The sequence below is a fragment of the Panacibacter ginsenosidivorans genome (genome assembly GCF_007971225.1).
GTDB classification, from domain to species: Bacteria; Bacteroidota; Bacteroidia; order Chitinophagales; family Chitinophagaceae; genus Panacibacter; species Panacibacter ginsenosidivorans.
Genome location: NZ_CP042435.1, coordinates 2835854 through 2861420, shown reverse-complemented (window position 1 = coordinate 2861420; position 25567 = coordinate 2835854). Strand labels below are relative to the sequence as shown.

The 25567-nt window shown below is 38.7% G+C and carries 18 protein-coding genes and 1 tRNA gene; 16 read left to right on the top strand and 3 right to left on the bottom strand.

Going from position 1 to position 25567, the window contains the following annotated elements; all coding sequences use genetic code 11:
* Positions 1 to 48: 48 nt before the first annotated feature.
* The 5 genes from FRZ67_RS12070 to FRZ67_RS12050 all read left to right on the top strand — a co-directional run bounded on the left by FRZ67_RS12070 (position 49) and on the right by FRZ67_RS12050 (position 4433).
* Positions 49 to 1296 carry a lycopene cyclase family protein gene (locus tag FRZ67_RS12070; protein WP_147189809.1) on the top strand — a complete coding sequence of 416 codons (1248 nt, stop codon included), beginning with the start codon at positions 49 to 51 and terminating at the stop codon, positions 1294 to 1296.
* A gap of 12 nt (positions 1297 to 1308) precedes the next feature.
* Positions 1309 to 1827 carry a YceI family protein gene (locus FRZ67_RS12065; RefSeq protein WP_147189808.1) on the top strand — a complete coding sequence of 173 codons (519 nt, stop codon included), beginning with the start codon at positions 1309 to 1311 and terminating at the stop codon, positions 1825 to 1827.
* A gap of 90 nt (positions 1828 to 1917) precedes the next feature.
* Positions 1918 to 1989, top strand: a tRNA-Arg gene (locus FRZ67_RS12060).
* A 172-nt stretch (positions 1990 to 2161) separates the two neighbouring features.
* Positions 2162 to 2803 (top strand): hypothetical protein, encoded by a 642-nt coding sequence (locus tag FRZ67_RS12055; RefSeq protein WP_147189807.1) that lies wholly within the window; start codon positions 2162 to 2164, stop codon positions 2801 to 2803.
* A 415-nt stretch (positions 2804 to 3218) separates the two neighbouring features.
* A complete protein-coding gene (locus tag FRZ67_RS12050; RefSeq protein WP_147189806.1) occupies positions 3219 to 4433 on the top strand; it encodes an outer membrane protein assembly factor BamB family protein in 1215 nt (404 codons plus the stop codon).
* Positions 4434 to 4684: 251 nt separating this feature from the next.
* Here the strand turns inward: FRZ67_RS12050 and FRZ67_RS23630 are convergent, their stop codons facing one another.
* From FRZ67_RS23630 to FRZ67_RS12035, 3 genes are all read right to left on the bottom strand, one after another.
* Entirely contained in the window at positions 4685 to 5509 is an 825-nt protein-coding gene (locus tag FRZ67_RS23630) for a CD225/dispanin family protein (protein WP_147189805.1), read from the bottom strand.
* A gap of 486 nt (positions 5510 to 5995) precedes the next feature.
* Positions 5996 to 7267 (bottom strand): amidohydrolase family protein, encoded by a 1272-nt coding sequence (locus tag FRZ67_RS12040; RefSeq protein ID WP_147189804.1) that lies wholly within the window; start codon positions 7265 to 7267, stop codon positions 5996 to 5998.
* A gap of 144 nt (positions 7268 to 7411) precedes the next feature.
* Positions 7412 to 10417: an amidohydrolase family protein gene (locus FRZ67_RS12035; RefSeq protein WP_147189803.1), complete on the bottom strand. Its 3006-nt coding sequence runs from the start codon at positions 10415 to 10417 to the stop codon at positions 7412 to 7414.
* 344 nt (positions 10418 to 10761) lie between these two features.
* Here FRZ67_RS12035 and FRZ67_RS12030 point away from each other — a divergent pair, with 344 nt between their 5' ends.
* From FRZ67_RS12030 to FRZ67_RS11980, 11 genes are all read left to right on the top strand, one after another.
* The gene (locus FRZ67_RS12030; RefSeq protein WP_147189802.1) at positions 10762 to 11901 is read left to right on the top strand and encodes a cystathionine gamma-synthase; all 1140 of its coding nucleotides are present in this window, start codon (positions 10762 to 10764) and stop codon (positions 11899 to 11901) included.
* Between the two features lie 30 nt (positions 11902 to 11931).
* Entirely contained in the window at positions 11932 to 12711 is a 780-nt protein-coding gene (locus FRZ67_RS12025) for a TIGR02757 family protein (protein WP_147189801.1), read from the top strand.
* A gap of 19 nt (positions 12712 to 12730) precedes the next feature.
* Positions 12731 to 13228, top strand: coding sequence for a DinB family protein (locus FRZ67_RS12020; RefSeq protein ID WP_147189800.1), 498 nt, complete (start codon positions 12731 to 12733; stop codon positions 13226 to 13228).
* Positions 13225 to 13557 (top strand): hypothetical protein, encoded by a 333-nt coding sequence (locus tag FRZ67_RS12015; protein WP_147189799.1) that lies wholly within the window; start codon positions 13225 to 13227, stop codon positions 13555 to 13557. Before FRZ67_RS12020 ends, FRZ67_RS12015 begins: the two co-directional genes overlap by 4 nt.
* Before the next feature lie 224 nt (positions 13558 to 13781).
* Positions 13782 to 14852 (top strand): 3-oxoacyl-ACP synthase III family protein, encoded by a 1071-nt coding sequence (locus FRZ67_RS12010; protein WP_147189798.1) that lies wholly within the window; start codon positions 13782 to 13784, stop codon positions 14850 to 14852.
* Between the two features lie 265 nt (positions 14853 to 15117).
* A complete protein-coding gene (locus FRZ67_RS12005; protein WP_147189797.1) occupies positions 15118 to 17922 on the top strand; it encodes an outer membrane beta-barrel protein in 2805 nt (934 codons plus the stop codon).
* Between the two features lie 167 nt (positions 17923 to 18089).
* Positions 18090 to 19634, top strand: a complete 1545-nt coding sequence (locus tag FRZ67_RS12000; protein WP_147189796.1) for an alpha-N-arabinofuranosidase — start codon at positions 18090 to 18092, stop codon at positions 19632 to 19634.
* 210 nt (positions 19635 to 19844) lie between these two features.
* The gene (locus FRZ67_RS11995) at positions 19845 to 21842 is read left to right on the top strand and encodes an alpha-L-arabinofuranosidase family protein (RefSeq protein ID WP_147189795.1); all 1998 of its coding nucleotides are present in this window, start codon (positions 19845 to 19847) and stop codon (positions 21840 to 21842) included.
* A 32-nt stretch (positions 21843 to 21874) separates the two neighbouring features.
* Complete coding sequence (locus FRZ67_RS11990; RefSeq protein ID WP_147189794.1) at positions 21875 to 23011, top strand: aldose epimerase family protein; 1137 nt, start codon at positions 21875 to 21877, stop codon at positions 23009 to 23011.
* A gap of 163 nt (positions 23012 to 23174) precedes the next feature.
* On the top strand, positions 23175 to 23828 hold the full coding sequence (locus tag FRZ67_RS11985; protein WP_147189793.1) for an HAD family hydrolase: 654 nt from the start codon (positions 23175 to 23177) through the stop codon (positions 23826 to 23828).
* Positions 23829 to 23905: 77 nt separating this feature from the next.
* Entirely contained in the window at positions 23906 to 25567 is a 1662-nt protein-coding gene (locus FRZ67_RS11980) for a ribulokinase (RefSeq protein WP_147189792.1), read from the top strand.

The window sequence follows — 25567 nt, the reverse complement described above, 5'->3', positions numbered from 1 at the left end:
TTACAGTGAATGCCGCAATAATAGTTATGAACTTAGCTGCGGCATTTTATGGCATCGCCTGTTGCGTCGCACGCTTGTACTGTTTATCATTACGCAACTATTTTACTCATCATTTACTCATCATCACTACTGTCAACTCAATACGATTATATCATCACCGGTTCTGGCTGCGCAGGTCTTTCATTGCTGCACCGCATGATGCAACATTCTTTTTTTCATGACAAGCAAATACTGGTAGTAGATCAATCATCAAAAAAAACAAATGATCGTACCTGGTGTTTTTGGGAAACCAATGCCGGAGCCTTTGAAGAGATCATTCATCATCGCTGGAAACAAATAGATTTTTTTTCAGATCATTTCTCTGCACGTTTTGATATTGCACCTTACGAATACAAGATGATACGTGGAATAGATTTTTACAATTATGTTTTGGATAAAGCAAAACAACAAAGCAATATTCATTTTTTGTATGGCGATGTTCAATCACTTTCCAATGATGCAGGCAAAGGAAAAGTTACCATTGAGGGCAGGCAATATTTGGCAAATTATATTTTCAACAGCATCATTTTTAATACCACCATTAAGGTTCCTCCTTTAGGTGGAGGCGTGAGCTTCTATTATTTTCTGCAACATTTCAAAGGCTGGTTAATAAAAACACCTACCAATATTTTTGATGAACGCATAGCCACCTTCATGGATTTTCGTATAAGCCAGCAGCGCGGTACCAGCTTTGTTTATGTATTGCCTGTTGCACCAAATAAAGCGCTGATAGAATATACTTTGTTCACAGAAAAAGTATTGGAGCAATACCAATATGATGATGCTTTAGAGGACTATCTCAAAAATTATCTTAAGGTCTTTGATTATATAATAGAAGAAGAAGAATTCGGTGTAATCCCCATGACCAATTTTCCTTTTTCAAAAGGTGAAGGAAGTATTGTAAATCTCGGAACTGCCGGCGGGCAAACAAAAGCCAGTAGTGGGTTTACCTTTCGGTTTATTCAAAAACATACAGATGTTATTATTAAGGCTCTCATACAAAAGAAAGACCCGCATATTGATACTGCTTTTATCCAAAAACGTTTTGCTGTTTACGACAATACATTGCTTAATATACTCCATCACAAAAAATTAAGTGGCGATAAAATATTTGCAGATCTTTTTAAAAAGAATCCTCCGCAACGTGTACTTCGTTTCCTCGACAATGAAACAAATCTAAGCGAAGAGTTAAAACTTATGAGCACTGTACCAACTGCTGTATTTTTGCCTGCAGCGGTACGGGAATTGTTTCGTTAAAAGAAAAGATCTATGCGTAAATTTTTTACACTACTTCTTCCGGCATTTTTTTTAGTGTCATTTATATCAGCCGATCTTAAACCGGTTGATGCTGATAATGCAGTAAGCTTTGCTATCAAAAATTTTGGTATCAATACCAATGGAGAATTTAAAGGCCTGAAAGGAGTTATTAAGTGGGATAACGCAAATCCTGCTGCCTCTGTATTCAATGTTACAGTTGATGCAAACACAATTAATACGGGTATAGACATGAGGGACGATCACCTGAGAGATGAAGACTATTTTAATGTGAAAAAATATCCTGTTATCAGTTTTGTAAGCACAGCGGTAACCGCCGGGAACATTACGGGCAATCTTACTATAAAAGGTACAACCAAACAAGTAAGTTTTCCATTTACTGTAACCCCATCGAATGGCAGTTATTTATTTGAAGGTTCATTTACTATTAACCGCAGAGACTTTGGTATTGGAAGCAGCAGCATGTCATTAGGAAACAATGTAACGGTAACTTTAAAAGTTCAGGCAAAATAATTAAGTCTAGCCACCATTTATAGAGTGCGCTGCTTTTAAAAGCAGCGCACTCTTTTTTTATAAAAATGAAAAGCTACATTTGCAGCAACCGGCCTCGTAGTACAATGGATAGTATAAGAGTTTCCGAAGCTCCAGATACAGGTTCGATTCCTGTCGAGGCCACAAAGCGCAAAAACCTAAGCAACTGCTATCAGATAATGCTTAGGTTTTTTGTTTTGGTAAGACTTTATGTAAGAGTGCCAACTCCCAGGAATCATTACATAGCTTACCGCTTTCGTTTTTTGAAAAGTGCATTGAGCAGGTAAGAAACAATAAAGCTTGCTCCTCGATAGCTATGCGCAGAGCCAGGGATGTTGCGGATTCGGTTAGTGCCTATTATCTTTATTGCATGCCGGTAAGAAGAAATATAGACAATACAAGCGGTATTTATTCAATTACGTTCACCTGCACCAATTGGCTCTCTTTGTTTGAAATAGCAGATGCATACCAAAGTGTTTACAACTGGTTTAATATATTAAAAGAACAAGGGCATTATATTGTAGGGTATACCATTATGCCTAATCATTTACATGCAGTAATTGCGTTTTGCAATCGTGGTAAATCTATTAATACTATTATCTCAAATGGCAAGCGGTTTATGGCTTATGATATTGTAAACAAATTGAAAAAACAGGATAACACTTCAATACTGCGTTTATTAAGTAACGCAAGAAATGAAACAGAGATCAAAGCAAATAAGCAGCACAAAGTATTTGAAACATCTTTTGACTGGAAATGGTGCAACAGTGATAAAATGCTGGAACAAAAACTCAGCTATATACACAGCAATCCATGCAAAGGAAAATGGAATCTTGCAAACAGCCGAGGTGATTATATACATAGTTCTGCAAAATATTATTTAACAGGTGAGCAAGGATTTTATGCAGTTACACATTATAAAGAAATTGAAGAAATAGATTTGCATACATTACGGTAACCGAACATCTCCTCCATAGCATATGCGTAGAGCCAGGGATGTTGCGGATGGTTGCCATGGCTAAAATTTCTACTACAGTTTGCTGCCATAAAAACAGAATGCACAAGTGCCCGCCTGTTGGTTTAAGAATATATACGAGATGTTGGCCCTGTTGGTTTAAGAATATATAAGAGATGTTGGCGCAGGAATGAGGGGCTGGATTTGTGTGTTAGCTTCCTGTGCCTTGGTTAACGTAATTATGAAGACCGATGCCATAATAACAGAGCGCACAAGTGAGTGACACAACAGGTGATGCAATGAAAAGCAAATGCCGGTAACATAAACATTTTATAAAAATCTTTTATTCAAGCACGATATATCCAAAACTAAATTATTATTTTCGATAGCTTGTAAATTGAAACCCAACAACCATTTTATGAAAATCAAATTAATCCTTATTACCCTTTTATTTGCATCCTGTTATTCCTGCAAAAAAGATATTGCAACATCTGCAACTGTTTCTTCTTCAACAATTGATGAAGCCAATATTTTAAAAGGCGGGCTGGTTATTTTTACTGCTGATTACGATAGTAAAACTGTTGTACATGCGGTTGATGCCATAACAGGTGCAAGCAAATGGATACGTGAATTATATGATGAGAACCTTACATTGGGTGGGCCATGTGTAGCCAACGGGATGGTATTTGTGGTAAGTACAAATCCCAGTCCACATGTGTATGCATTGGATGCTAAAAAAGGCGTTCAGATCTGGAAGATCAATCTTAATGAAAATATTTATTCCGCATCATGCCCGTTCTACAAAGATGGTTATTTGTATGTGGCTTCCCAACGCGCCATTTATAAAATAGATGCCAATACAGGAGCAAAGATCTGGTACCTGCGTGATCCCATTACAAGCGACAATGGCACATTTAATTCTCCTGTTGTAATAAATGAAACGGTGTATTGCAATAACAACAAAAAACTGTACGCAGTAGATATTAATACAGGTATTACAAAATGGGCGGACTCGAGTGAATATTATTACGCCACTTCTCCATGCTATATAAACGGCAACTTATATTTTGCACCAAAAGATAATGGGCTTAAATGCATTGATACATTGAATCACTTCAGATGGACATATCCTTTTTCATCAACAGCAGATGGATCCTCTGCGCCCACATTTGCCAATAATCTTATCTATACACATACCAACTATCAAAACGGTGATATACCTATGTGTGATGTGTATGCAGTAAATGCAAAAACGGGTGTACAGGTATGGAAATATACTTTAAACAAACCCCCTTATTATGCCAGGAATAAAAATGAATTTACAAATGGCAAACTGGTATTTGTAACTGCGCCTGACAGTTTAATAGCATTGGAGGCTAAAACAGGTATAGAAGCATGGAGCTTTAAAACTCCGTCATCATTCTATACCCTACTTTCATCTCCAACTTCTCTTGGTAATGCTGTGTACGTTAGCGCCGCTAACAGAATTTTCGCTATTAATACCAGTACTGGTGCATTTTTATGGGAGGCTGGTTTTGGAGATACATCAGGGTTAGAAAATGTTTCTGCGCCGGTAATTCTAACAAGCACGGGTATTGCTGTACATCCTGCAGAAAGTGGGATGACGCAGTAGGATGGGCTAAAAATTGAAAATATTTGAAGAACTCATGTCTCCCAAACATCGAACTTTTTATTCATGTTTATGCATATAAATGCCATCAAATTCAGGAAAATTCCTTCAATGCTTCCAATATAAGGTTCGAGTTTATAATCCTTTGGAGTCACTATAAATACATGCATTCATCAATTATCTGAACGCTGAAGCGTGCGACGCAACAGGTGGCGCTATGAAAAACAAATGTCGGGTACAAAAAATTTACACCGCTAATAGCTATAACTATTTAGTGATCCTGCAGCAACAAGCAAAAAATAAATTACATATACAACTATACCTGCAATTGCTCCATACATAGCCCACTGCTTTGCTTTTTTTGCTTCATCAACAGCCTGTTCGTATTGGCCTGTATTATAAAGACCATCGACTTTAGTTGCATGAATGATGGAGACAATACCAAGTGGCAGACAACAAAGTATTGTTACAAGGATGCCCCACAACAGATTATTATCCGGCTTCGGAGTTGTATGGTAAGCCGTACCACCCTGGTTACCGGGATTTGGCGGATTGGGTTTAGGCTGAGGTTGTGGGCCGGGCTTAGGATGAACCTGCTCTTCATCTTTTGGCAATATCTTCTTCAATGCTTCGGCCAGGTTACGCACATCATCTTCAAAACGTTTGGGATCTATTTCTATAAACTGACGCCTGCAAAGCAGTCTTAAGTTTTCGGGCAATTCTTCGGGTTTGGGCATTGGTGTTCCGTCAAACAAAACAGGCACTACCGATATGCCTCTTTCAAGCGCGGTGGCCACTTCGAGTCTTACAAAATCATCAGGATCATCAAGCCTGCGTTTACCATCTGCGCCTTCCATGTGCAGCCAGTTCCTGCCAATTACAACCAGCAACACGTTACATTTATTCAATGCATTTTGTATGCTAACCACAAAATCATCGCCGGGAAGAATGGCGTTGAAGTCTTTAAACAGTTGTTCTTTTTTAAAATATTTCTGCAGGTCGTTGTACAAAGCCAATGCATTCCAGTTACTGTCGTCTTTGCGGTAGTTGATAAAGATTGTTCCTGGATTGTTTGACATGGCAGGTGTTTTTTGTAAATGTTGAGATGTATAAATTTAATTACACTTAAGAGAAAATGCAAATCATTTATTTAGCAAAGAAAGATCAGCTGTCTTTTACAGCGGCATAAGAAAAGTTACAAAGTGAAATTACTAATAGCTTTTTTGATACCAGCAATAGCTTTATTGAAGTGTCTGTTATTTATTCTAGTTTCAATGAAATGAAATTCGAGGATACTTTTTTAAATAAAAGAGTAATCCTCAATGCCGCAATTATTATGATACAAGCGTCGGCATTTCATGGCATCTTCGTTGCGTCGCAAATCGACGAAGGAGATTCGCGACCACAAAAATAAAATTACAGATAGGTGAGCAATTCGTTCATCTCTATAACATCAGTTAAACTGTTTTAAAGAGCAGGTTTGCCACTAAACAAAAAAGCGGCTTCACATTTTGTGAAGCCGCTTTTTTGTTTTATAAACCATGTATACACTATATACTTTTCCTTTACTTCAAACTATACTTATATTTATATTTCTCGTATAATTGTTTCTGTTTGTCATCAAGATTTATTTGCCTGCCCTGTATAAATGCGTAAATAATGTTACTTGTTTTCATATCAAGAATGTCTCCATCACTTACTACAATGTTGGCGTCTTTGCCGGTTTCTACAGAACCCGTGCGTGCATCTATGCCTAATATTTTTGCTGCGTTTAATGTAATAGCCTGTAATGCCTGTTCTTTGGTTAAGCCATAGCCCACAGCCACGCCCGCATTAAATGGCAGGTTGCGGTAACGGCTTTGTTCGTCCTGGTCAGAGATGCAATAAGTAACGCCAGCCTGCTGCAAAAGATAAGGCAACTTATAGGGAAGATCAACATCATCATCCTGCATGTTGGGCAATGTGTGCATTTGGTCAACAATAACAGCAATATTGTTTTCTTTTAAATAGTCAGCGATCTTCCAGCTGTCAGAGCCACCAACAATCACTGTTCTGAAACCAAACTCTTTGGCAAATTCTGATGCAATCATCATTTCTTTCACCAGCTCGCAATGCACAAAGAAAGTCTGTGTTTTATCAAACAAACCTTTTACCGCTTCGAACTTTAAATTCGTGTGCTCATGTTTTGGTTCATCAAAATATGCTTTTGCTTCACGGAAGAAAGTCCGTACTTCATCAATATTTTTCATCGCATCTTTCATTGGGTCATTATCTTCTGAAAACCGTACAAGAAAAGGCATACGAAAATGAATGCCACCATCCATTTTGTAAACAGCATCTTCCCAGTTCCAGCCATCAAGCTGCATTACAGAAGATGAGCCACTGATGATGCCGCCATTGGGAATAACATTAGCTAATAGTATTCCATTATTTCTAACTGTGTTGATAATCTTTGAATCTGTATTGTAAGCAATAACAGAACGAACACTTGGATTGATATTACCTAATTCATACTCATCTCTTGTGGAACGCACTGCACCAATCTCGTTCAAACCAAGATTGGTTGCTGCAGAAATAAGCCCTGGATAAATATGTTTGCCGCTGCAGTCTATAATTTTGGCGTTATCTTTTATTGGCTCGGTAGGTCCCACACTCATAATTTTCCCGTTGGCAAATACAACCATTGCATCCTGCAAAACAGTTCCATTACCAATATGAATAGTAGCATGTGTGAGTGCAATATTGCCTTGTTGCGCCGGAGCCGGGTAGACAGTCTCCTGCGCTTTTGTTGTTATGATTGTTGTGAGTAAACAAATACTCAATAATATTTTTTTCATTGTATATGTATTATGCTATTTGAAAGAGTCTATAAACACTGTCTTGTATGTTGAAATGTTTGTTGCAGTACAAGAGTGCGACGCAAGAAAAGTTTAATTGAAATACCGTTGCCTGGTTTAAAATTTTTTTCATACGATTTATTTTTACTGCTGTTGCCATATTGAATGATTATGCTGCATATCTATTTCGCATTCGTTGATAACATCGAATGTTACAGTAGCTGCTGTTGTTTTAGCGCCACCTTTTTTTGCGTTAATCATTTTTTGTATCAAACAATTTCTTTCTGCGGCTATCTGTTGCTGCATTTGTTTGTCTTTTTCAATATCGAAATAAACAACGCCATCAACGATTGTCTTTTCTGGTTTTGCGTAAATGCTTACCGGGCTTGCGCTCCAGAGCACTACGTCTGCATCTTTACCAACTTTTATACTGCCGACCCTGTCTGCAACATGCAGCATGGTAGCGGGATTAATGGTATTCATATTGAGCGCCTGTATTTCGGAAAGATTACCGTACTTGATACTCTTGGCCGCTTCCTGGTTAAGGTGTCGCGCCATCTCTGCATCATCGCTGTTGATGGCAACAATAAGCCCAACTTTTTGCATAATGGCAGCATTGTATGCCATGGCATCCTGCACTTCCATTTTGTAAGCCCACCAATCACTAAAGGTTGAAGCAGCCACACCATGTGCTTTCATTTTGTCTGCAACTTTATAGCCTTCGAGTATATGCGTAAATGTATTTACCCTGAAACCAAAAGTATCTGCCACATGCATCAGCATATTTATTTCACTTTGCACATAAGAATGGCAGGTAATAAATCTTTTCTTTTCAAGAATTTCTGATAGCGCTTCGAGTTCAAGATCCTTGCGTTTGTTTGGACCAAGTTTTTCATAATCTCTTGCACGTGTGAATGCATCCATCAATACCTGTTCAACGCCCATACGTGTATCGGGGAACCTGTTGTTTGATTGGCCAAAAGAACGTTTTACGTTTTCACCCAATGCAAATTTTATAAAGCCATCCCAGTTAGCAAACTTCATCTCTTCTGCATCTTTACCCCAACGCATTTTAATGAGTTGTGTTTGCCCGCCAATCGTATTACAACTGCCATGCAATATATGTGCACTGGTTACACCACCTGCAAGCTGGCGGTAAATTTGAATATCATCAGGATTGATAACATCCGCAACCCTTACTTCTGCCGTTACTGATTGAGAACATTCATTTACGCTACCTGTAACAGCAATGTGTGAGTGTTCATCAATGATACCTGCAGTTAAATGTTTTCCTGTGCCATCAATAACTTTTGCATTACCTGCAGTAAGATTTTTTCCTATGGCTGCGATCTTTCCACCTTTTAACAGCACATCTGTATTTTCAAGAATACCTTCTTTTTCACTTGTCCATACTGTTGCATTTTTGATCAGCATGTCTTCCTGTTTGGGTGCTTCTGTCCAGCCAAAACCAAGAAAAGGATACATTACTTTAGCAGTTACACTATCTTTTTTCTTTTCTTCTTTTTTGGGTGTATCAGGCTTTTCAATAAACGTTGATACATACTGCATGTTCCAGCTTATGGCATTGCCTGCACTGCTGTAGCCGTTACCCATCCATAATTTTTCATTGCTAATTAAACCGGTAAGCCTGTTAAGATTGCTGCTATCTGCTTTCAGGCTCCACGTCATTTTTACCATCTTATCATTTACAGATAATTTGACATCATTTTTTACAGAGTCACCTGGTGTTTGTAAAGTTGCTGAAAGATCATCAGGTTTTCCTTTTACTTCAACATTGTAAGTGGTGCTTTGATTATTTTGCTTTACAGTTAGTTTATAGTTACCGCGATAATCATTCCAGCCGCTTTCTGTAAGTGTATATTTTTTACCCTGAACCCAGTTTTGGAAAAAGGTTGTTTTTTCATCAAACACAGGACCACTGGTGATGATGAAATTGGCAAGCTTTCCTGCATCAAGACTACCCACTTTATCATAAGCGCCGATCATAATGGCGGGTGTCTTGGTCAATGCTTCAAGCGCTTTTGTTGCACTTAATCCATTATCGATTGCTTTACGGAGATTGCTAAGAAAGTCTCCTGTGCTTTTCAAACCCGACGCTGTCAAAGCAAAATTGATATTGGCTTTTTCAAACATCCCTGGCTCCAGTGGCGCCATTTCCCAATGCTTCATTACACTCAATGCTACAACCCTTGCATCATTGGGGTCTTCAATATCTATTGCCAACGGAAAATTTACCGGAAGGATGAATGAAGCTTTGCTTGCTTTCATTTCATCCATGCGCTGGTATTCATTACCACCACCTTTTATAATGTATTGCACGCCAAATTCATTGGCAATCTTTACAGCCCGCAGATCATTCCATTTATCACTTGCATCAAATATTTGTGGCAGGTTTTGGTTATCATCCCATGCCTGTAAACTTAAATTAGTACCTTCTGTTGCAGGGCGTGTTTTGTACCACTGTGCATCTAAATAAGTTTGTCTTAATAAAGCAATACAACCCATTAATGAGTTGGGATAATCCTGTGTTGATGTGCCTGTATTAAAAGAATAAAAAGCTGCTGCTTTATCTTTCAGCATGGCAAAATTTTCTCTTTCATCTGTTAGCGTCACAAGTGTTCCTGTACCTCTTGCAATACCATCCTGCTGGTGCGTAAGCACCACGCCAAAACCTGCACTGCGCAGGTCGCCGGCTTTACCATTATCTGCAGCAAAAATTTTTGAAGCGTCGGTCTCAGGTTTCAAAGACTGGTTCCACCCATACGCCCCCTTTGTAGGACTGCTATTGATATAATTAAAAAAATCACCACCACCGGATGACTTTGGTGCAGCAATACCATAATCGCTGAAGATGTCAATAAATGAAGGATAAATATATTTACCCTTACAATCAATTACCACGGCATCTTTGGGTATTGCAATGTTTGCACCCACTGCAACTATCTTTCCCCGCTTAATTAAAAGCGTTGCATTTTGCAAAGTGGTTTGTGCATCTTTTACAATAGTGGCATTGGTAAATACAAATTGATCTGAACGCAGATCCGAAACACCATTGACCGGAAACGTTTCCTGTGCCGCTGCTATTATGTACATACAAAAGCATAGCACCAATAAGCTTACATGTTTCATAAGTAGTTAATTGGAAAAATTGTGTGTTGACTAAATGAGCAATAAAACTAAGTGTTTGTGAAATTAGTTGTTGATAAAATCTATCAGCGGTTAAAATAAGTATTGATTTTTATGTTACCAGCTATTGTACAGGTAGCATCGCCGGTTGTGTCACTCACTTGTACTGTTGAGCTTTGAGCAGCGAGCTTTGAGCTTCGGGCTGATAATGCTCATAGCTGTTCTTTAAGTACAAGAGTGCGACGCAACAAGCGATCAACATAAAAACAAAAGCCGGGCTCATAGAATTTCTTCAAAATAATATCAGCACAAATGTTCTTAACTTGCCCGCTCTGAAAATGAAATATATGAAACCTGCCACAAAATTTATTCATGCCGGTGTAGAGCCAGACCCAACAACCGGTGCTATTATGACGCCTATTTATCAAACGTCAACGTATGTGCAAACGGCGCCGGGCAATAACAAAGGATATGAATATGCACGGTCGCAAAACCCAACGCGGTTTGCATTAGAAAAAGCCATGGCTGAAATTGAAAATGGAAAATATGGTTTGGTATTCAGCAGTGGCGTAGCGGCAACAGATGCAGTAATAAAATTATTATCGCCGGGTGATGAAGTGATTGCTGCGAATGATATGTATGGCGGTACATACAGACTGTTCACCAAAGTGTTTGAAAAATTTGGTATCGTGTTTAAGTACGTGAACATGCAGGATGCCAATAATATTGCAGCAATAATTAGCAATAAAACAAAACTGATCTGGACAGAAACGCCTACCAACCCTTTGATGAATATCACAGATATTGCTGCTGTTGCTGCTATTGCAAAACAACATAATGCATTGCTTTGTGTGGACAACACTTTTGCTTCCCCTTATTTACAAAACCCGCTTGATCTTGGGGCAGACATTGTAATGCATTCTGCAACAAAATATCTTGGTGGCCATAGTGATGTGATACAAGGCTCGCTTGTAATGAACGATAAAGCGTTAAGAGATGAATTATATTTTATTCAAAAGAGCTGTGGTGCAGTTCCCGGTCCACAGGATTGTTTTTTGGTATTACGTGGTATAAAAACGTTGCATGTGCGTATGCAGCGGCATTGTGAGAACGGTGAGAGGATCGCCTATTTCTTACGCAATCATAACAGAGTGGCAAAAGTTTATTGGCCGGGCTTTGAAGATCATACAAATTATGCAATTGCTAAAAAGCAGATGCGTGGTTTTGGTGGTATGATTAGTTTTGAATTGAAAGATGACAGCGCTGACGAAACAAGAAGAGTTTTATCTTCTACAAAAGTTTTTGCATTAGCGGAAAGCCTTGGTGGTGTTGAATCTTTGATCAATCATCCTGCAAGTATGACGCATGCATCCATACCAAGGGAAGAACGGATTAAAAACGGGTTGACTGATTCTCTTATAAGATTAAGCGTAGGCATTGAAGATATAGATGATTTGATAGAAGATCTGCAGCAGGCAATTTGTTAGCGCAGAATATGAAAATATGGGAAGGTGAAAATGAAAGAAAAAAATGAGCTCAAGGATTTTTTAGACAGTAAAGTTGAATTATATAATCAGCGTGGTTTTATAAAAGATGATCCTGTTTGCATTCCGCATTTATTTACTAAAAAACAGGATATTGAAATAGCGGGGTTTTTTGCAGCCATATTTGCATGGGGCGGTAGGAAAACCATTATCAATAAATCAACAGAGCTTATGCAGTTGATGGATATGCAGCCACATCAGTTTGTTGTAGGGCATAACGACAAGGAATTGAAAAGCCTTTTACAATTCAAACACAGAACGTTTAATCCAACAGACCTGCTTTATTTTATTGAGTTTTTGAAATTTCATTATACAAAGAATGATTCTCTGGAAACCGCTTTTTCAAAATGGATATCACCAAAAGATGATACAATAGAGAAAAGCCTGGTTGGGTTTCATCATTATTTTTTTTCTTTGGAAGATGTTCCCGCCAGAACGAAGAAACATATTGCCACACCGGAAAAGGGATCGAACTGTAAAAGATTAAATATGTTCCTGCGCTGGATGGTACGGAAAGATAACAAAGGAGTGGATTTCGGAATCTGGAATAAAATAAAACCTTCGCAGCTTATTTGCCCCGTGGACCTGCACGTAGCCAGGGTGGCAAAAAAGCTTAATTTATTAATAAGAAAGCAAACAGATTGGCCTGCGGCTTTGGAATTGACAACTTATTTACGAACTTTAGACCCCTCCGACCCCGTAAAATATGATTTTGCTCTGTTCGGGCTTGGAGTTATTGAAAAATATTATTGAACTTTTTAAAGTCATACATATGAAAATAACAGAACTCATCGCACAACACATTACCGAAGTGTTTGAAGGAAACAACTGGACCGATGTTAATATAAAAGATACCATTGACGATATTGATTACCGCGAAGCAACTACTGTAACAAAAGCATCTTATAATACTATTGCAGCATTACTGCATCATCTCAATTTTTACAACGACGTAGTATCTATGCGCTTAATGGGCATAAATCCTGAGATCGATGAGGTCAATGGTTTTAATGTGCCAGCTATAAAAAATGAACATGACTGGCAGCAATTGAAAGATGCGGCTTTTGCATCGGCAGCAAACCTCGCAGATGCAGTAAGAAAATTTCCGGAAGAAAAGATCTATGACCTTACTGTAACAGGTCACTCCACTTATTATAAAACATTGCATGGCATTACAGAACATGCGCATTATCATCTTGGCCAGATAATGCTTATCAAAAGACTTGTAAGGGCTGCTGTTCTGCATGGCGCAATGAGCAACAGTTTATGACAACAGAAGACAACCAGCTTCTGCAGCAGCAGATAATACTTGCAACGGACGACAAGCTTGTGCTTCAAAATTCTGAGCAGCTTTTCAGAAAAGAACTGGCTGAATACATTCATTTTCTTATTAATAATGACTTTGAAAAACTGGTGAGCATTTTATACAGGCTGGATGTAAATGAAAAAAAATTGAAAGCCTTACTTGCAGAAAAAAACACTGATGATGCTGGCTTGCTGATCGCGGATGCTATTATTGAAAGGCAATTGCAGAAAATTATTTCACGGAAAAAATTCAGTGACTTTAATAAAGATATTCCGGACGAAGAAAAATGGTAGCAACTATTCTGCTGAATAGAATAAAAGCAGTACAAGAGTGCGACGCAACCGATGCATAGTAGCAGCACTTCAGCCCGGCTCAAAAAAAATCACATTATAACTATTATTTTCAGCTGTTTAACAGGCAAAATTCTACACAATTCATTGCGTATTTTGTATTTACCTATATTTACAAAAAAGCATTGCCTGCCTTTTATAACAATTTCTTCCGCAGATAAATTTTTATGGGTCAGTTCAGAACAATAATAACCGGAACAGGATGCTACATCCCTTCTGAAATTAAAACAAACCGTGATTTTGCCATCAACACATTTTATGGTGAAGATCATTTTCCTGTAAAAGGCTCGCAGCTTGAAGTGGTGGATAAATTAAAATTAATAACAGGCATAGAGGAAAGGCGTTATGCGCCTTGTGATCTTTCCACATCAGACATAGGCGCCATAGCCGCAAAAAAAGCAATAGAAGATTCGAATATTGACCCTGAAACGCTGGACCAGCTTATCGTTGCACATAATTATGGCAACGTAATGAAGCATAATATACAGTCTGATACAGTGCCTTCTATTGCTGCACGTATCAAGCATACACTTGGCATACGTAATCCAAATTGTGTTGGGTATGATGTGTTGTTTGGTTGTCCCGGTTGGCTTCAGGGTGTAATACAGGCAGATGCATTTTTTAAAGCGGGTATTGCAAAAAAAGCATTGGTGGTAGGTGCAGAAACATTGAGTCGTGTAATAGATGTATATGACCGCGACAGTATGATCTTTAGTGATGGTGCAGGTGCATGTGTATTGGAATTTAACGACGATGCGGATAGCGGTATTTTGAGTTGCTCCACGCAATCTCATTCAATGGAGGAAGCTTACTATATAAGTTTTGGTAAATCTAATTTCCCCGGCGCAGATCAGCGCATACGTTATATAAAAATGAAGGGCCGCAAAGTATATGAATACGCGTTAAAGCACGTACCCGAAGCAATGAAAGATTGCTTTGATAAAACAGGATTACCGCTTGATCAGCTTAAGAAAATATTCATTCACCAGGCTAATGAAAAAATGGATGAAGCCATTTTAAGGGCTTTCTACAAATTATATAATAGTTCTATGCCCGCTGATATTATGCCTATGAATATTCATAACATGGGCAACAGCTCCGTAGCTACTATTCCTACCTTGTACGATATGGTTAGAAAAGAAACCATCAGCGGTCATCGTGTAGCAAAAGGTGATGTGATCATATTTGCATCTGTAGGTGCAGGTATGAATATTAATGCTGTTTGTTATAGGGTATAATTTATTTGCCCTGCATTTGTATAAATGGCATCACCTGTTGCGTCGCACTCTTGTACTACTTGTTATTAATTCAACTGTAGTGTTTAATCCTAAATTAGTTCACAGTAATAATTTGTATTATAATACTAAAGTTTATTCTGTATAGTTTTAAAGTCTCCCTTTAGGGAGATTTAGAGGGCTTCATTAACATTCATTAACCTTACACTCAGGTTACTTAACCATGTTTGCAAAACAGCGCAGCTATTTTTGAAACAAATATGCTGCTATGCAAAAACTGCTGTACATTTTCTTTTCATGTTTTGTATCTCTTTCTTTATTCTCACAAAAAATTACCATACAAGGAAGAGTATATGATTCCATCATAAATAAAGGACTTGCCTATACAACTGTTTCCCTGGTGCGGCAAATAGATTCTACACTCGTAAGTTTTTCAAGAGCAGACTCTGCAGGTAATTTTAAAATGAACGGCGTTGAAAAAGGCAAATACCTTATCTCCACTTCTTATGTTGGTTATATTGCGGTTTGGAAACCTATAGAAATTATTGGCAATTCAAACCCGCAGGATATTGGCGATGTATATATGCAGGATCTTAGTTCTGCAGGTGAAGTAACTGTAAATACTAAACGTCCACCGGTTACCATCAATAATGATACACTTGAGTTCAACACAGAAAATTTTAAGACACAACCCAATGCAGTTGTAGAAGACATGCTGAAGAAAATGCCTGGTGTAACAGTTGAAACGGATGGTACAGTAAAAGTAAACGGACAAACAGTAAAACGTGTGCTGGTAAATGGCAAAGAATTTTTTACTGGCGATATAAAAATGGCTACAAAAAATCTTCCTGCAGATGCAGTAGATAAGGTACAGGTTTTTGATAAACAAAGCGACCAGTCTTCATTTACAGGAGTAGATGATGGCAATGCAGAAAAAACCATCAACCTCAAACTAAAAAAAGATAAAGCCAACGCATTGTTTGGAAAAATAGCAGCCGGTGCAGGCAACGATAAACGTTATGATGCACAAACCAATATCAATAAATTCAAAGGTGACGAGCAATTGTTTTTAATTGCTATGGCGAATAATACAAACAGGCAAGGGTTTTCTATTAGCGATGTTTTAAATTTCACCGGTGAAATGAGCCGGGGTATGCGCAATGGTGGCGGCATTGTAATAAGAACAGATGATGATAACGATAATAGCTTACCAATCACAGGTCTTGGTCAAAACCAACAGGGTGTTGCCAATACAACAGCAGGCGGCCTTAATTATAATAACGCATGGAATAAAAATAAAACTGACCTTAATGCTAATTATACAGGCAGCGATATTCACCTTCTTACTAATAAACAAATCAACACGCAATACATTGCAGGGGAGAATAGTTATAATCGGTTTCAAACAAGCAACAGTATTAATGATAATACCCAGCATCGCTTGAACGCTATACTAGATCAGAAAATAGACAGCAGCCTTTCTTTAAAAATAACAAGTGCAGCAACCTGGCAGCAAACAAGTAAGCAAACTGCTTCAACCTATACTTCAGAAGATCTTAATAAAATAAAATTGAATGAAGGCTATAGTAATAGCACTTCAAATGCCGATGCATTTAATCTTGTTAATACGGCATTATTAAGAAAGAAATTTAAAAAGAAAGGAAGAACGTTGTCTTTAAATATAAATTCAACCTATAACCATAGTACATCTGCTGGAACTTTATATTCAGAAAATAAATTTTATACGGATGCGGGCAGTAACGATTCATTGATCAATCAAACGAACAGCAGAGATGCAATCACAAGAAATGGTGGCGCCAATCTTACTTATACAGAACCAATCGGGAAAAAATCACTGCTGGAATTCTCTTCATTTATTAATGCCAATATTGGTAACAGCAATAAGCAAACTTATGATTACAATACTGCATCGGGCAAACATGACGTACTGAATACCAGGCTCAGCAACGATTTTAAAAGTAACTATACCTATGCAGGAGGCAGCATCAACTTTAGAACCAATATGAAAAAAATAAATCTCACAGTTGGTTCTTCACTGCAGTCTGCTACTTTAAGAATCACTGACAATACGCATAGCCAAAATACACTGCAAAATTTTACTGACTTGTTGCCCAATGCTATGCTGCAATACAATATCAGCAAAATGAAAAACATAAGGTTGCAATACAGCACATCCACCACTCAACCTGGAATTGCACAATTACAACCGGTGGCAGACGTAAGTGATCCACTCAATATCATTATTGGTAACCCTTTGTTGAAAAGACAATATAATCACAATATCATGCTCAATTTTTTTGCAGCTGATCCAATAGAGCGGAAAAACCTTTTTGCGTTTTTTAATTTCACTACTTCATCAGGCAATATTGTTCAGGCACAAATAATTAATCCAAATGGATCAAGAATCAGTACTTACACTAATGCAAATGGTATTTACAACCTGATGGGTAACATCAATTATGGTTTTCCTTTAAAGAAACTGAAATCAAGAATAGAGATTGGCACGAGCACCACCCTCGGCAAAAGTGTCTCTTATATAAATGCACAGCGTAATAATATCAGCAATACTTCGTTCGGTCCAAACATTGCATACGATTTTAACCTTGAAGAAAAACTCGACATTCGTGTAACCGCCCGGCTAAATTTCAGCAGCAGCAAATACTCACTGCAACAAAATGCTGGCAACAATTACCTGCAGCAACGTTATGGACTTGAAATGGTCAATTACTTTCCCGGTAAGATCACCGTAAGTAATGAGTTCAACTACACCATTAACAGCGGCCGCTTCGATGGTTTTAATACCAGCATACCACTTTGGAATGTATCTGCTGCAAAATCATTATTAAAGAATAACCGGGGGGAAATAAAATTCAGTATTGCTGACCTGCTAAAGAAAAATACAGGTATCAGCCGCAGCAGTAACCTTGGTTATATCACTGATGAAAAATATAACGTATTGCAACGGTACTTCCTGCTTACATTTACCTATAGTCTCAACAAATCCGGTCTGCATGGCGGCCCCAGAACAGTAATAAGAACACTGGATAATTAGTTTGAAATCTATCTGGCAAAGAAAGTGTTATCAAAATATCGGTGGCACTTTTCTGCAAGACTTTCGGATTCAAAAAAAATTTCTGCCTGGGGAATAATAAATGTCATAATAACACTTATCTTTAAATTCTGCTTTTGTCATATTTAAAGAATAAAGCTGATTTTATTATGAAACGATTACGCTTGTCACTATTAGCCGTGTCATTATTTACTTACTCGTTTTTGTTTGCTCAGCAGACAACAGTTGTAATAAATAGCACTTCCGGTACAACTATCAACAAAAACATCTATGGTCACTTTGCAGAGCATCTTGGCCGCTGCATCTATGGTGGTTTTTATGTAGGCGATACCAGCAAAACCATTCCTAATACAGATGGTGTACGCAATGATATTATTGATGCGCTAAAAAAATTAAAGATACCCAACCTGCGCTGGCCAGGTGGCTGTTTTGCCGATACATATCACTGGAAAGATGGAGTTGGCCCAAAAGACAAAAGACCAACTATCGTAAACAAATGGTGGGGTGGTGTAACTGAAGACAACAGTTTTGGTACACACAATTTTTTGAACATGTGCGAATTGCTTGGCGCCGAACCTTATTTGACTGGTAATGTGGGCAGTGGCTCTCCGCAGGAAATGGCCGACTGGGTACAATATGTAAACTTCGAAGGCAAAAGCCCGATGAGCGACTGGCGTAAACAAAATGGCAGGGAACAACCCTGGAAAGTAAAATTTTGGGGTATCGGTAATGAAGCATGGGGCTGCGGTGGTAATATGCGTCCGGAATATTATGCAGATGAGTTTCGCAGGTTTGCAACTTTTATGACAGACTGGGGAAACACTGGCGGATTGATGCGCATTGCATCAGGCGCAAGCGATGCTGATTACAACTGGACAGAAACTTTAATGAAGAATATTCCCGTTGATATGCTAGGTGGTCTTGGTGTGCATCATTACTCCATTATTGACTGGGGCCACAAAAGTTCTGCAACAGATTTTACCGAAGACCAATACTTCGCAACCATGAAGAGTGCTTTGCAGATGGATGAACTGGTTACAAAGCATGCAGCTATCATGGACAAATACGACCCTAAGAAAAAAGTGGCGATGATCGTTGACGAATGGGGCGGTTGGTATGACGTGGAGCCAGGTACGAATCCAGGGTTTTTATATCAGCAAAATACTATGCGTGATGCTATGATTGCCGGTGTTACGCTTAACATTTTCAACAATCATGCAGACCGTGTTCGCATGGCTAACCTTGCACAATGCATCAACGTATTGCAGGCCGTTATTCTAACCGACAAAGAAAAAATGATCCTTACGCCAACATATCACGTAATGGAAATGTACAATGTGCACCAGGATGCAGCCTTATTGCCGGTAACTGTTAAGACAAACGATTATAGCCTTAATAACCAAAAGCTGCCGGCGGTTTCTGTTTCTGCATCAAAAGACAAGAGTGGCCTGGTACATATTTCACTGGTAAATATAGATGCACACAAAGCACAGAATATTAATGTTGATATAAGCAGCTTAAAACTAAGTAATGTTACAGGAAGAATATTAACCTCTTCAAAACTGCAGAACTACAACTCATTTGATGAGCCTGATAAAATTAAACCTGCAGTTTTTAATGATGCAAGTATAAAAGCAAATACATTGAATGTAAAGCTGCCGCCATTTTCTGTAGTGGTACTAGAGTTAAAATAAATTTTTTGAACCGGGCATTGGAATAAGTATGTAGCTTTCGTTGCGTCGCACACTTGTACTTTAAAAACAGCTATGCGCTGATAGCGGCGGGCTTTGAGAGGCGTGTAGCCCGCTCATCAAAGTTCTGAACGATGAAGTGAGTGACACAACAGGCGATGCCACAGGTACTATAGCCTGTACTACAAAAATAATTTTCATCAATTGCGCGATATGGAAAAAATAAAAGCGGTTTGTTATTTGCTTGCATCATGGCTGTGCATAAATACAACGAATGCACAACACACTTTAATTGTAAAAGTTAATGAGCCAAAAGCTGATATACAGCCCACGATGTGGGGCATCTTTTTTGAAGACATTAATCTTGGTGCGGATGGTGGTATATATGCAGAGCTTGTAAAGAACCGTTCCTTTGAATTTATAAAGCCAATGATGGGATGGACGATTCAGCAGTCAAAAAAAGCTGATCCGCAAATTGCTGCAATGAATCCGCCCGTGCTGGTGATAAATAAAAAAGATGCAAACACGGCAAATCCCCGCTACATAAGGGTTACAGTAAACGACGCAGCAAAAGGAGATATCGGTTTAACAAATGAAGGTTTTCGCGGCATGGGTATAAAAAAAGATCTGCGTTATGATTTCTCTGTTATGTATCACCAGGATGCGCCGGGAATAAAAATGCATATTGAATTAGTTGATAGCAACAATAATGTTTTGGGCGGCACAACAGTTACACCATATGAAGCAGGAATTGTATGGCATAAAATTGCAGCAAGTTTTACGGCAAATGCAACAGTGATGAAAGCAAAGATGAACATCTGGTTTGAAGGCAATGGTGTTATAGATCTTGATATGATCTCTTTGTTTCCATCAGATACATGGAAGAACAGACCGGGCGGCATGCGTGCAGATATGATTCAAAAACTTGCAGATCTTCATCCTGGGTTTATTCGTTTTCCCGGCGGTTGTATTGTGGAAGGTTACGATCTGGAACATCGCTACCAATGGAAAAAAACACTCGGACCAATTGAAGAACGGCAACTCATCATCAACCGCTGGAACACAGAATTTGCAAACAGACCGGCGCCGGATTACTTTCAAACATTTGGGCTTGGCTTCTTTGAATATTTTCAACTGGCAGAAGATATTGGCGCAGAACCATTACCTATATTGAATTGCGGTATGGCTTGTCAATTTAATTCTGCAGAAGTTACAACAATTGATGAGCTTGATCCTTATGTACAGGATGCTTTGGATCTTGTAGAATTTGCAAACGGCGACGTATCAACAAAATGGGGAAAGGTTCGTGCAGATATGGGTCATCCTGCGCCATTCAATTTAAAGATGATGGGAATTGGTAATGAAAACTGGGGCCCGCAATATGTAGAACGCTTAAAGATTTTTACCAAAGCGATCAAAGCAAAATATCCAAACTTCAAATTGATCAACAGCTCTGGCTTTGCGCCGGATGGAAGTTTGTTTAATTACCTGAACGATACATTGCGTGCTATGCATGCAGATTTTATTGATGAACATTATTACCGCTCACCGGAATGGTTCTTCTCTAATGTAAAACGCTATGATACTTTTCCCCGCAATGAAACAAAAATTTTCGCCGGCGAATATGCATCGCATGTAAACGGTACAAACGCCGAACAAAAAAATTGCTGGCTGTCTGCTTTGTCAGAAGCAGCATTTATGACCGGGTTGGAACGCAATGCAGACGTGGTTTCTATGGCATCTTATGCACCGCTTTTTGCACACATTGATGGCTGGCAATGGACGCCCGATCTTATCTGGGTAAACAACCTGCAATCTTATGGTACGCCTGATTATTATGTGCAGCAAATGTATTCGCTTAACAAGGGCACAAAAGTTATTCCTGTTACAATGGACAATAATGCCGTTACAGGGCAGGACAGTTTATTTGCGACAGCCGCAATTGATGCAACGACAAATGAAGTGATCATTAAACTGGTGAACGCATCAAACAAATCACAAAAGAATACCATTTCCTTGCAGGGAATAAAGAAACTTGCTGCAGAAGGAAAATCGGTCGTTTTAAAAAGCAATGATCTCTATAGCGTAAATTCTTTTAGCGAGCCAACAAAGATTTCGCCACATGAATCAGCTATAACTATAAAAGGAAAAAGTATTGCATTAGATGCTGCACCTTACTCATTTAATATTATAAGAGTAAAGATGTTATAAGTATCATTACTTTTAAAATTCAAAAAAGCTATATGAAATCTATTTCGTTCATCTTATCAGCAGCATTAATCTTATCAGCAGTTGCCTGTAACAATGCAACCAAAACAGAAGAATCATCTGCTTCCGCAAAACCAGGCATTACAAAAGCAGATTGGGGCGCAGTTGACAGCAACAAAGTGTATCTCTATACGCTTACCAATTCAAAAGGCACGGTAGTTACCATATCAAATTATGGCGGCACTGTTACATCGTTTGTAACTGCTGATAAGAATGGAAATCGCTCCAGTGTAATTATCGGATTCGATAGTTTAAGCGGTTACCTGGCACATCCGCCATATTTCGGAGCGATTGTTGGTCGCTATGGAAACAGGATCGGTGATGCAAAGTTCACGCTTGATGGTAAACAATACAAGCTCGCAGCTAATAATGGAAAAAATAGTTTGCATGGTGGCCTTAAAGGTTTCGATAAAGTAATATGGACACCAACTGTGATGAACGACACCGTTCCAATGCTTATGCTTACCTACTTCAGCAAAGATGGAGAGGAAGGTTATCCAGGTAATCTAAAAGTAATGGTGCATTACACGTTAACCAACGATGACGAGTTGAAGATCGAATACACTGCAACAACAGATAAAGCAACGCCTGTAAATTTAACAAATCACAGCTACTTCAATTTAACAGGCGATGTAAGCAACACAATTCTCAATCATACATTGATGATCGATGCAGATAATTACACGCCTGTGGATACAACACTTATCCCAACAGGCGAGATAAAATCTGTAAAAGGAACTGCATTTGATTTCACCACTGCAAAAGCAATCGGCAAAGACATTGATTCAGTAAAAGGCGGTTACGACCACAATTTTGTTTTAAACAAAAAGGATAATTCGTCACAAAAAGTTGCAGTGTTGTCAGACAGCACAAGTGGTCGCATATTGGAAGTTTATACAACAGAGCCCGGGCTGCAATTTTATACCGGGAATTTTCTCGATGGAACGTTTAGAAACAGAGATGGCAAGCCAATCAACCAACACACGGCGCTTTGCATGGAAACGCAGCATTTTCCTGATTCGCCAAACAAACCAAGTTTTCCATCAACCATTTTGCAACCGGGTCAGGAGTATCATTCAGAAACGGTTTATAAAGTTGTAGTGAATAAATAAGATGAGGTACTTAGCTGCAGTGCATGTGGCATCTGCTGTTGTGTCACTCACTTGTGCGTTCTGACCATAAATGAACAAGGCGTTGAAGAGTGCGACGCAACAAAAGAGTATAGCAGCACTACAGCTTGGTTCATAAATTTTTTTATAACAATCAAAATAGTTCATGATAAAAGCATTTCTTTTTGATCTTAATGGAACGATGATAGATGATATGGAGTACCATGCAAAAGCATGGAGCGATATTTTGAATAACGATCTTAATGCAGGACTTACTTATGATGAAGTAAAAGCGCAGATGTATGGGAAGAATGATGAATTACTGGTGCGTGTGTTTGGCGAAAATTATTTTGAGCCGCAAAAGATGCAGGAGCTGTCTATAGAAAAAGAACGGCGTTACCAAAGTGCCTATAAACCTAATCTGAAATTAATAAGAGGACTTAAAGAGTTTTTAGAAGAAGCAAAACAGCAGGGAATAAAATTGGCGATTGGTTCCGCTGCAATTCCTTTCAACATTGATTTTGTTTTGGATAACCTGGATATAAGAAATTATTTCAGTGCAATTGTGAGTGCAGATGATGTTGCAGTTAGCAAACCTGATCCTGAAACATATTTAAAATGTGCGAAAGAATTAGGTATTGACCCTGCACATTGTATTGTTTTTGAGGATGCACCAAAAGGTGTGGAGGCTGCTGCCAATGCAGGAATGAATACAGTTGTAATAACTACAATGCATGGAATAGATGAGTTTGGGCAATATGAGAATGTAGTAGCGTTTATTGATGATTATAGCAACAGCAGTCCTTCAGATTTTATGTAGAGATTGGATTATAAATGTAAACCTGACACTTCTGTAAATTTATTTTACTTTGCTTTATTAAAGCTTCTCATAAGAATATGCAAACACGATCATTTGTAATAGGGGTTGATTATGGTACAGATTCTGTACGCTCCATAATTGTAGATACTTCCAATGGAAATGAAATTGCATCTTCGGTATTTTATTATCCCCGCTGGAAAGACGGTTTGTTTTGCAATGCCGCGGAAAATCTTTTCAGGCAACATCCTTTAGATTATGTGGAGGGTTTGGAATCAACGATAAAAGATTGTTTGCAAAAAGCAGGTGCAGGCGTTGCTTCAAACATAAAAGCAATTTCTATAGATACAACAGGCTCAACTCCGGTTGCTGTAGACAGGCATGGAACACCACTGGCATTGCTGCCCGATTTTGAATTGAACCCGCATGCCATGTTTATTTTATGGAAAGATCATACTGCAACAAAAGAAGCTGCTGAAATAAATGAACATGCAAAGAAATATCCGGTAAATTATTTACAATTTGTTGGTGGTATTTACTCTTCAGAATGGTTTTGGGCAAAGCTGTTGCGTACATTGCGTGAAGATGAACAGGTGCGCAATGCATGTTATTCGTGGGTGGAACATTGCGATTGGATTCCTTTCCTGTTAACAGGCGGCAACGATGTTCACCAGATGAAAAGAGGTGTTTGTTCCGCTGGTCATAAAGCGTTATGGGCTGCAGAATTTGGCGGCTTGCCACCAAATGATTTCTTCAGAGAGCTGGATACTTTGCTCAATAATTTTTCTTCAGGATTATTTACAGAAACATACACTGCAGATAAAGCCGCAGGAAATCTTTCTGCAGCATGGGCAGAAAGGCTTGGTCTTTCAACAAATGTTGTAATTGGTGTTGGCGCATTTGATGCGCACATGGGTGCGGTAGGTGGGCAAATAGAGCCTTACCACTTAAGTAAGGTAATGGGCACCTCCACATGCGATATGCTTGTTGCACCAATGGATGAAGTAAAAGATGTTCTGGTTAGGGGAATTTGCGGACAGGTGCCCGGCTCTGTTATTCCAGGTATGATGGGCATGGAAGCCGGTCAGTCTGCATTTGGTGATGTATATGCGTGGTTTAAAAATGTTTTATCATGGCCGCTAAATACTTTATTGAAAAATTCTTCTGTAATTGATGCTGCCACAGCAGGAGCTTTGCAAAAAGAGATCAGCGATAAAATGATCAAAGAACTTTCTGCTTCAGCATCAAAATTACCTTTAAATGAAAAAGATGAACTGGCAGTTGATTGGCTCAACGGCAGAAGAACACCTGATGCGAATCAATTACTCAAAGCATCTATCACAGGTTTGAATCTTGCAACAGATGCACCACGAATTTTTAAGGCATTGGTAGAAGCAACATGTTTTGGTGCAAAAGCTATTGTCGAAAGATTCAATAATGAAGGCGTGCCTGTAAAAGGATTAATTGGTCTTGGTGGCGTTGCAAGGAAATCTCCATATATCATGCAGACGATGGCAGATGTAATGAATATGCCTATTCGTATTCACAAATCGGAGCAAACATGTGCAGCCGGGGCAGCCATGTTTGCTGCAACTGCCGCAGGGATATACAGCAAAGTAGAAGATGCAATGGCAGCAATGGGACAAGGATTTGATATGGAATATTTTCCTGATCAAAGTAAAGTTGGGATATATGCAAAACGATATGAGCAATATAATGCGCTCGGCAAATTCACTGAATAA

Coding starts and splice junctions, on each gene's coding strand:
- FRZ67_RS23630 (WP_147189805.1), bottom strand. CDS start 5,509: ATGTCAAACAATCCAGGAACAATCTTTATCAACTACCGCAAAGACGAC.
- FRZ67_RS12055 (WP_147189807.1), top strand. CDS start 2,162: ATGCGCAGAGCCAGGGATGTTGCGGATTCGGTTAGTGCCTATTATCTT.
- FRZ67_RS12000 (WP_147189796.1), top strand. CDS start 18,090: ATGAAACGATTACGCTTGTCACTATTAGCCGTGTCATTATTTACTTAC.
- FRZ67_RS11980 (WP_147189792.1), top strand. CDS start 23,906: ATGCAAACACGATCATTTGTAATAGGGGTTGATTATGGTACAGATTCT.
- FRZ67_RS12010 (WP_147189798.1), top strand. CDS start 13,782: ATGGGTCAGTTCAGAACAATAATAACCGGAACAGGATGCTACATCCCT.
- FRZ67_RS12005 (WP_147189797.1), top strand. CDS start 15,118: ATGCAAAAACTGCTGTACATTTTCTTTTCATGTTTTGTATCTCTTTCT.
- FRZ67_RS12040 (WP_147189804.1), bottom strand. CDS start 7,267: ATGAAAAAAATATTATTGAGTATTTGTTTACTCACAACAATCATAACA.
- FRZ67_RS12015 (WP_147189799.1), top strand. CDS start 13,225: ATGACAACAGAAGACAACCAGCTTCTGCAGCAGCAGATAATACTTGCA.
- FRZ67_RS11995 (WP_147189795.1), top strand. CDS start 19,845: ATGGAAAAAATAAAAGCGGTTTGTTATTTGCTTGCATCATGGCTGTGC.
- FRZ67_RS12030 (WP_147189802.1), top strand. CDS start 10,762: ATGAAACCTGCCACAAAATTTATTCATGCCGGTGTAGAGCCAGACCCA.
- FRZ67_RS12050 (WP_147189806.1), top strand. CDS start 3,219: ATGAAAATCAAATTAATCCTTATTACCCTTTTATTTGCATCCTGTTAT.
- FRZ67_RS12025 (WP_147189801.1), top strand. CDS start 11,932: ATGAAAGAAAAAAATGAGCTCAAGGATTTTTTAGACAGTAAAGTTGAA.
- FRZ67_RS12065 (WP_147189808.1), top strand. CDS start 1,309: ATGCGTAAATTTTTTACACTACTTCTTCCGGCATTTTTTTTAGTGTCA.
- FRZ67_RS12020 (WP_147189800.1), top strand. CDS start 12,731: ATGAAAATAACAGAACTCATCGCACAACACATTACCGAAGTGTTTGAA.
- FRZ67_RS12070 (WP_147189809.1), top strand. CDS start 49: ATGGCATCGCCTGTTGCGTCGCACGCTTGTACTGTTTATCATTACGCA.
- FRZ67_RS11990 (WP_147189794.1), top strand. CDS start 21,875: ATGAAATCTATTTCGTTCATCTTATCAGCAGCATTAATCTTATCAGCA.
- FRZ67_RS12035 (WP_147189803.1), bottom strand. CDS start 10,417: ATGAAACATGTAAGCTTATTGGTGCTATGCTTTTGTATGTACATAATA.
- FRZ67_RS11985 (WP_147189793.1), top strand. CDS start 23,175: ATGATAAAAGCATTTCTTTTTGATCTTAATGGAACGATGATAGATGAT.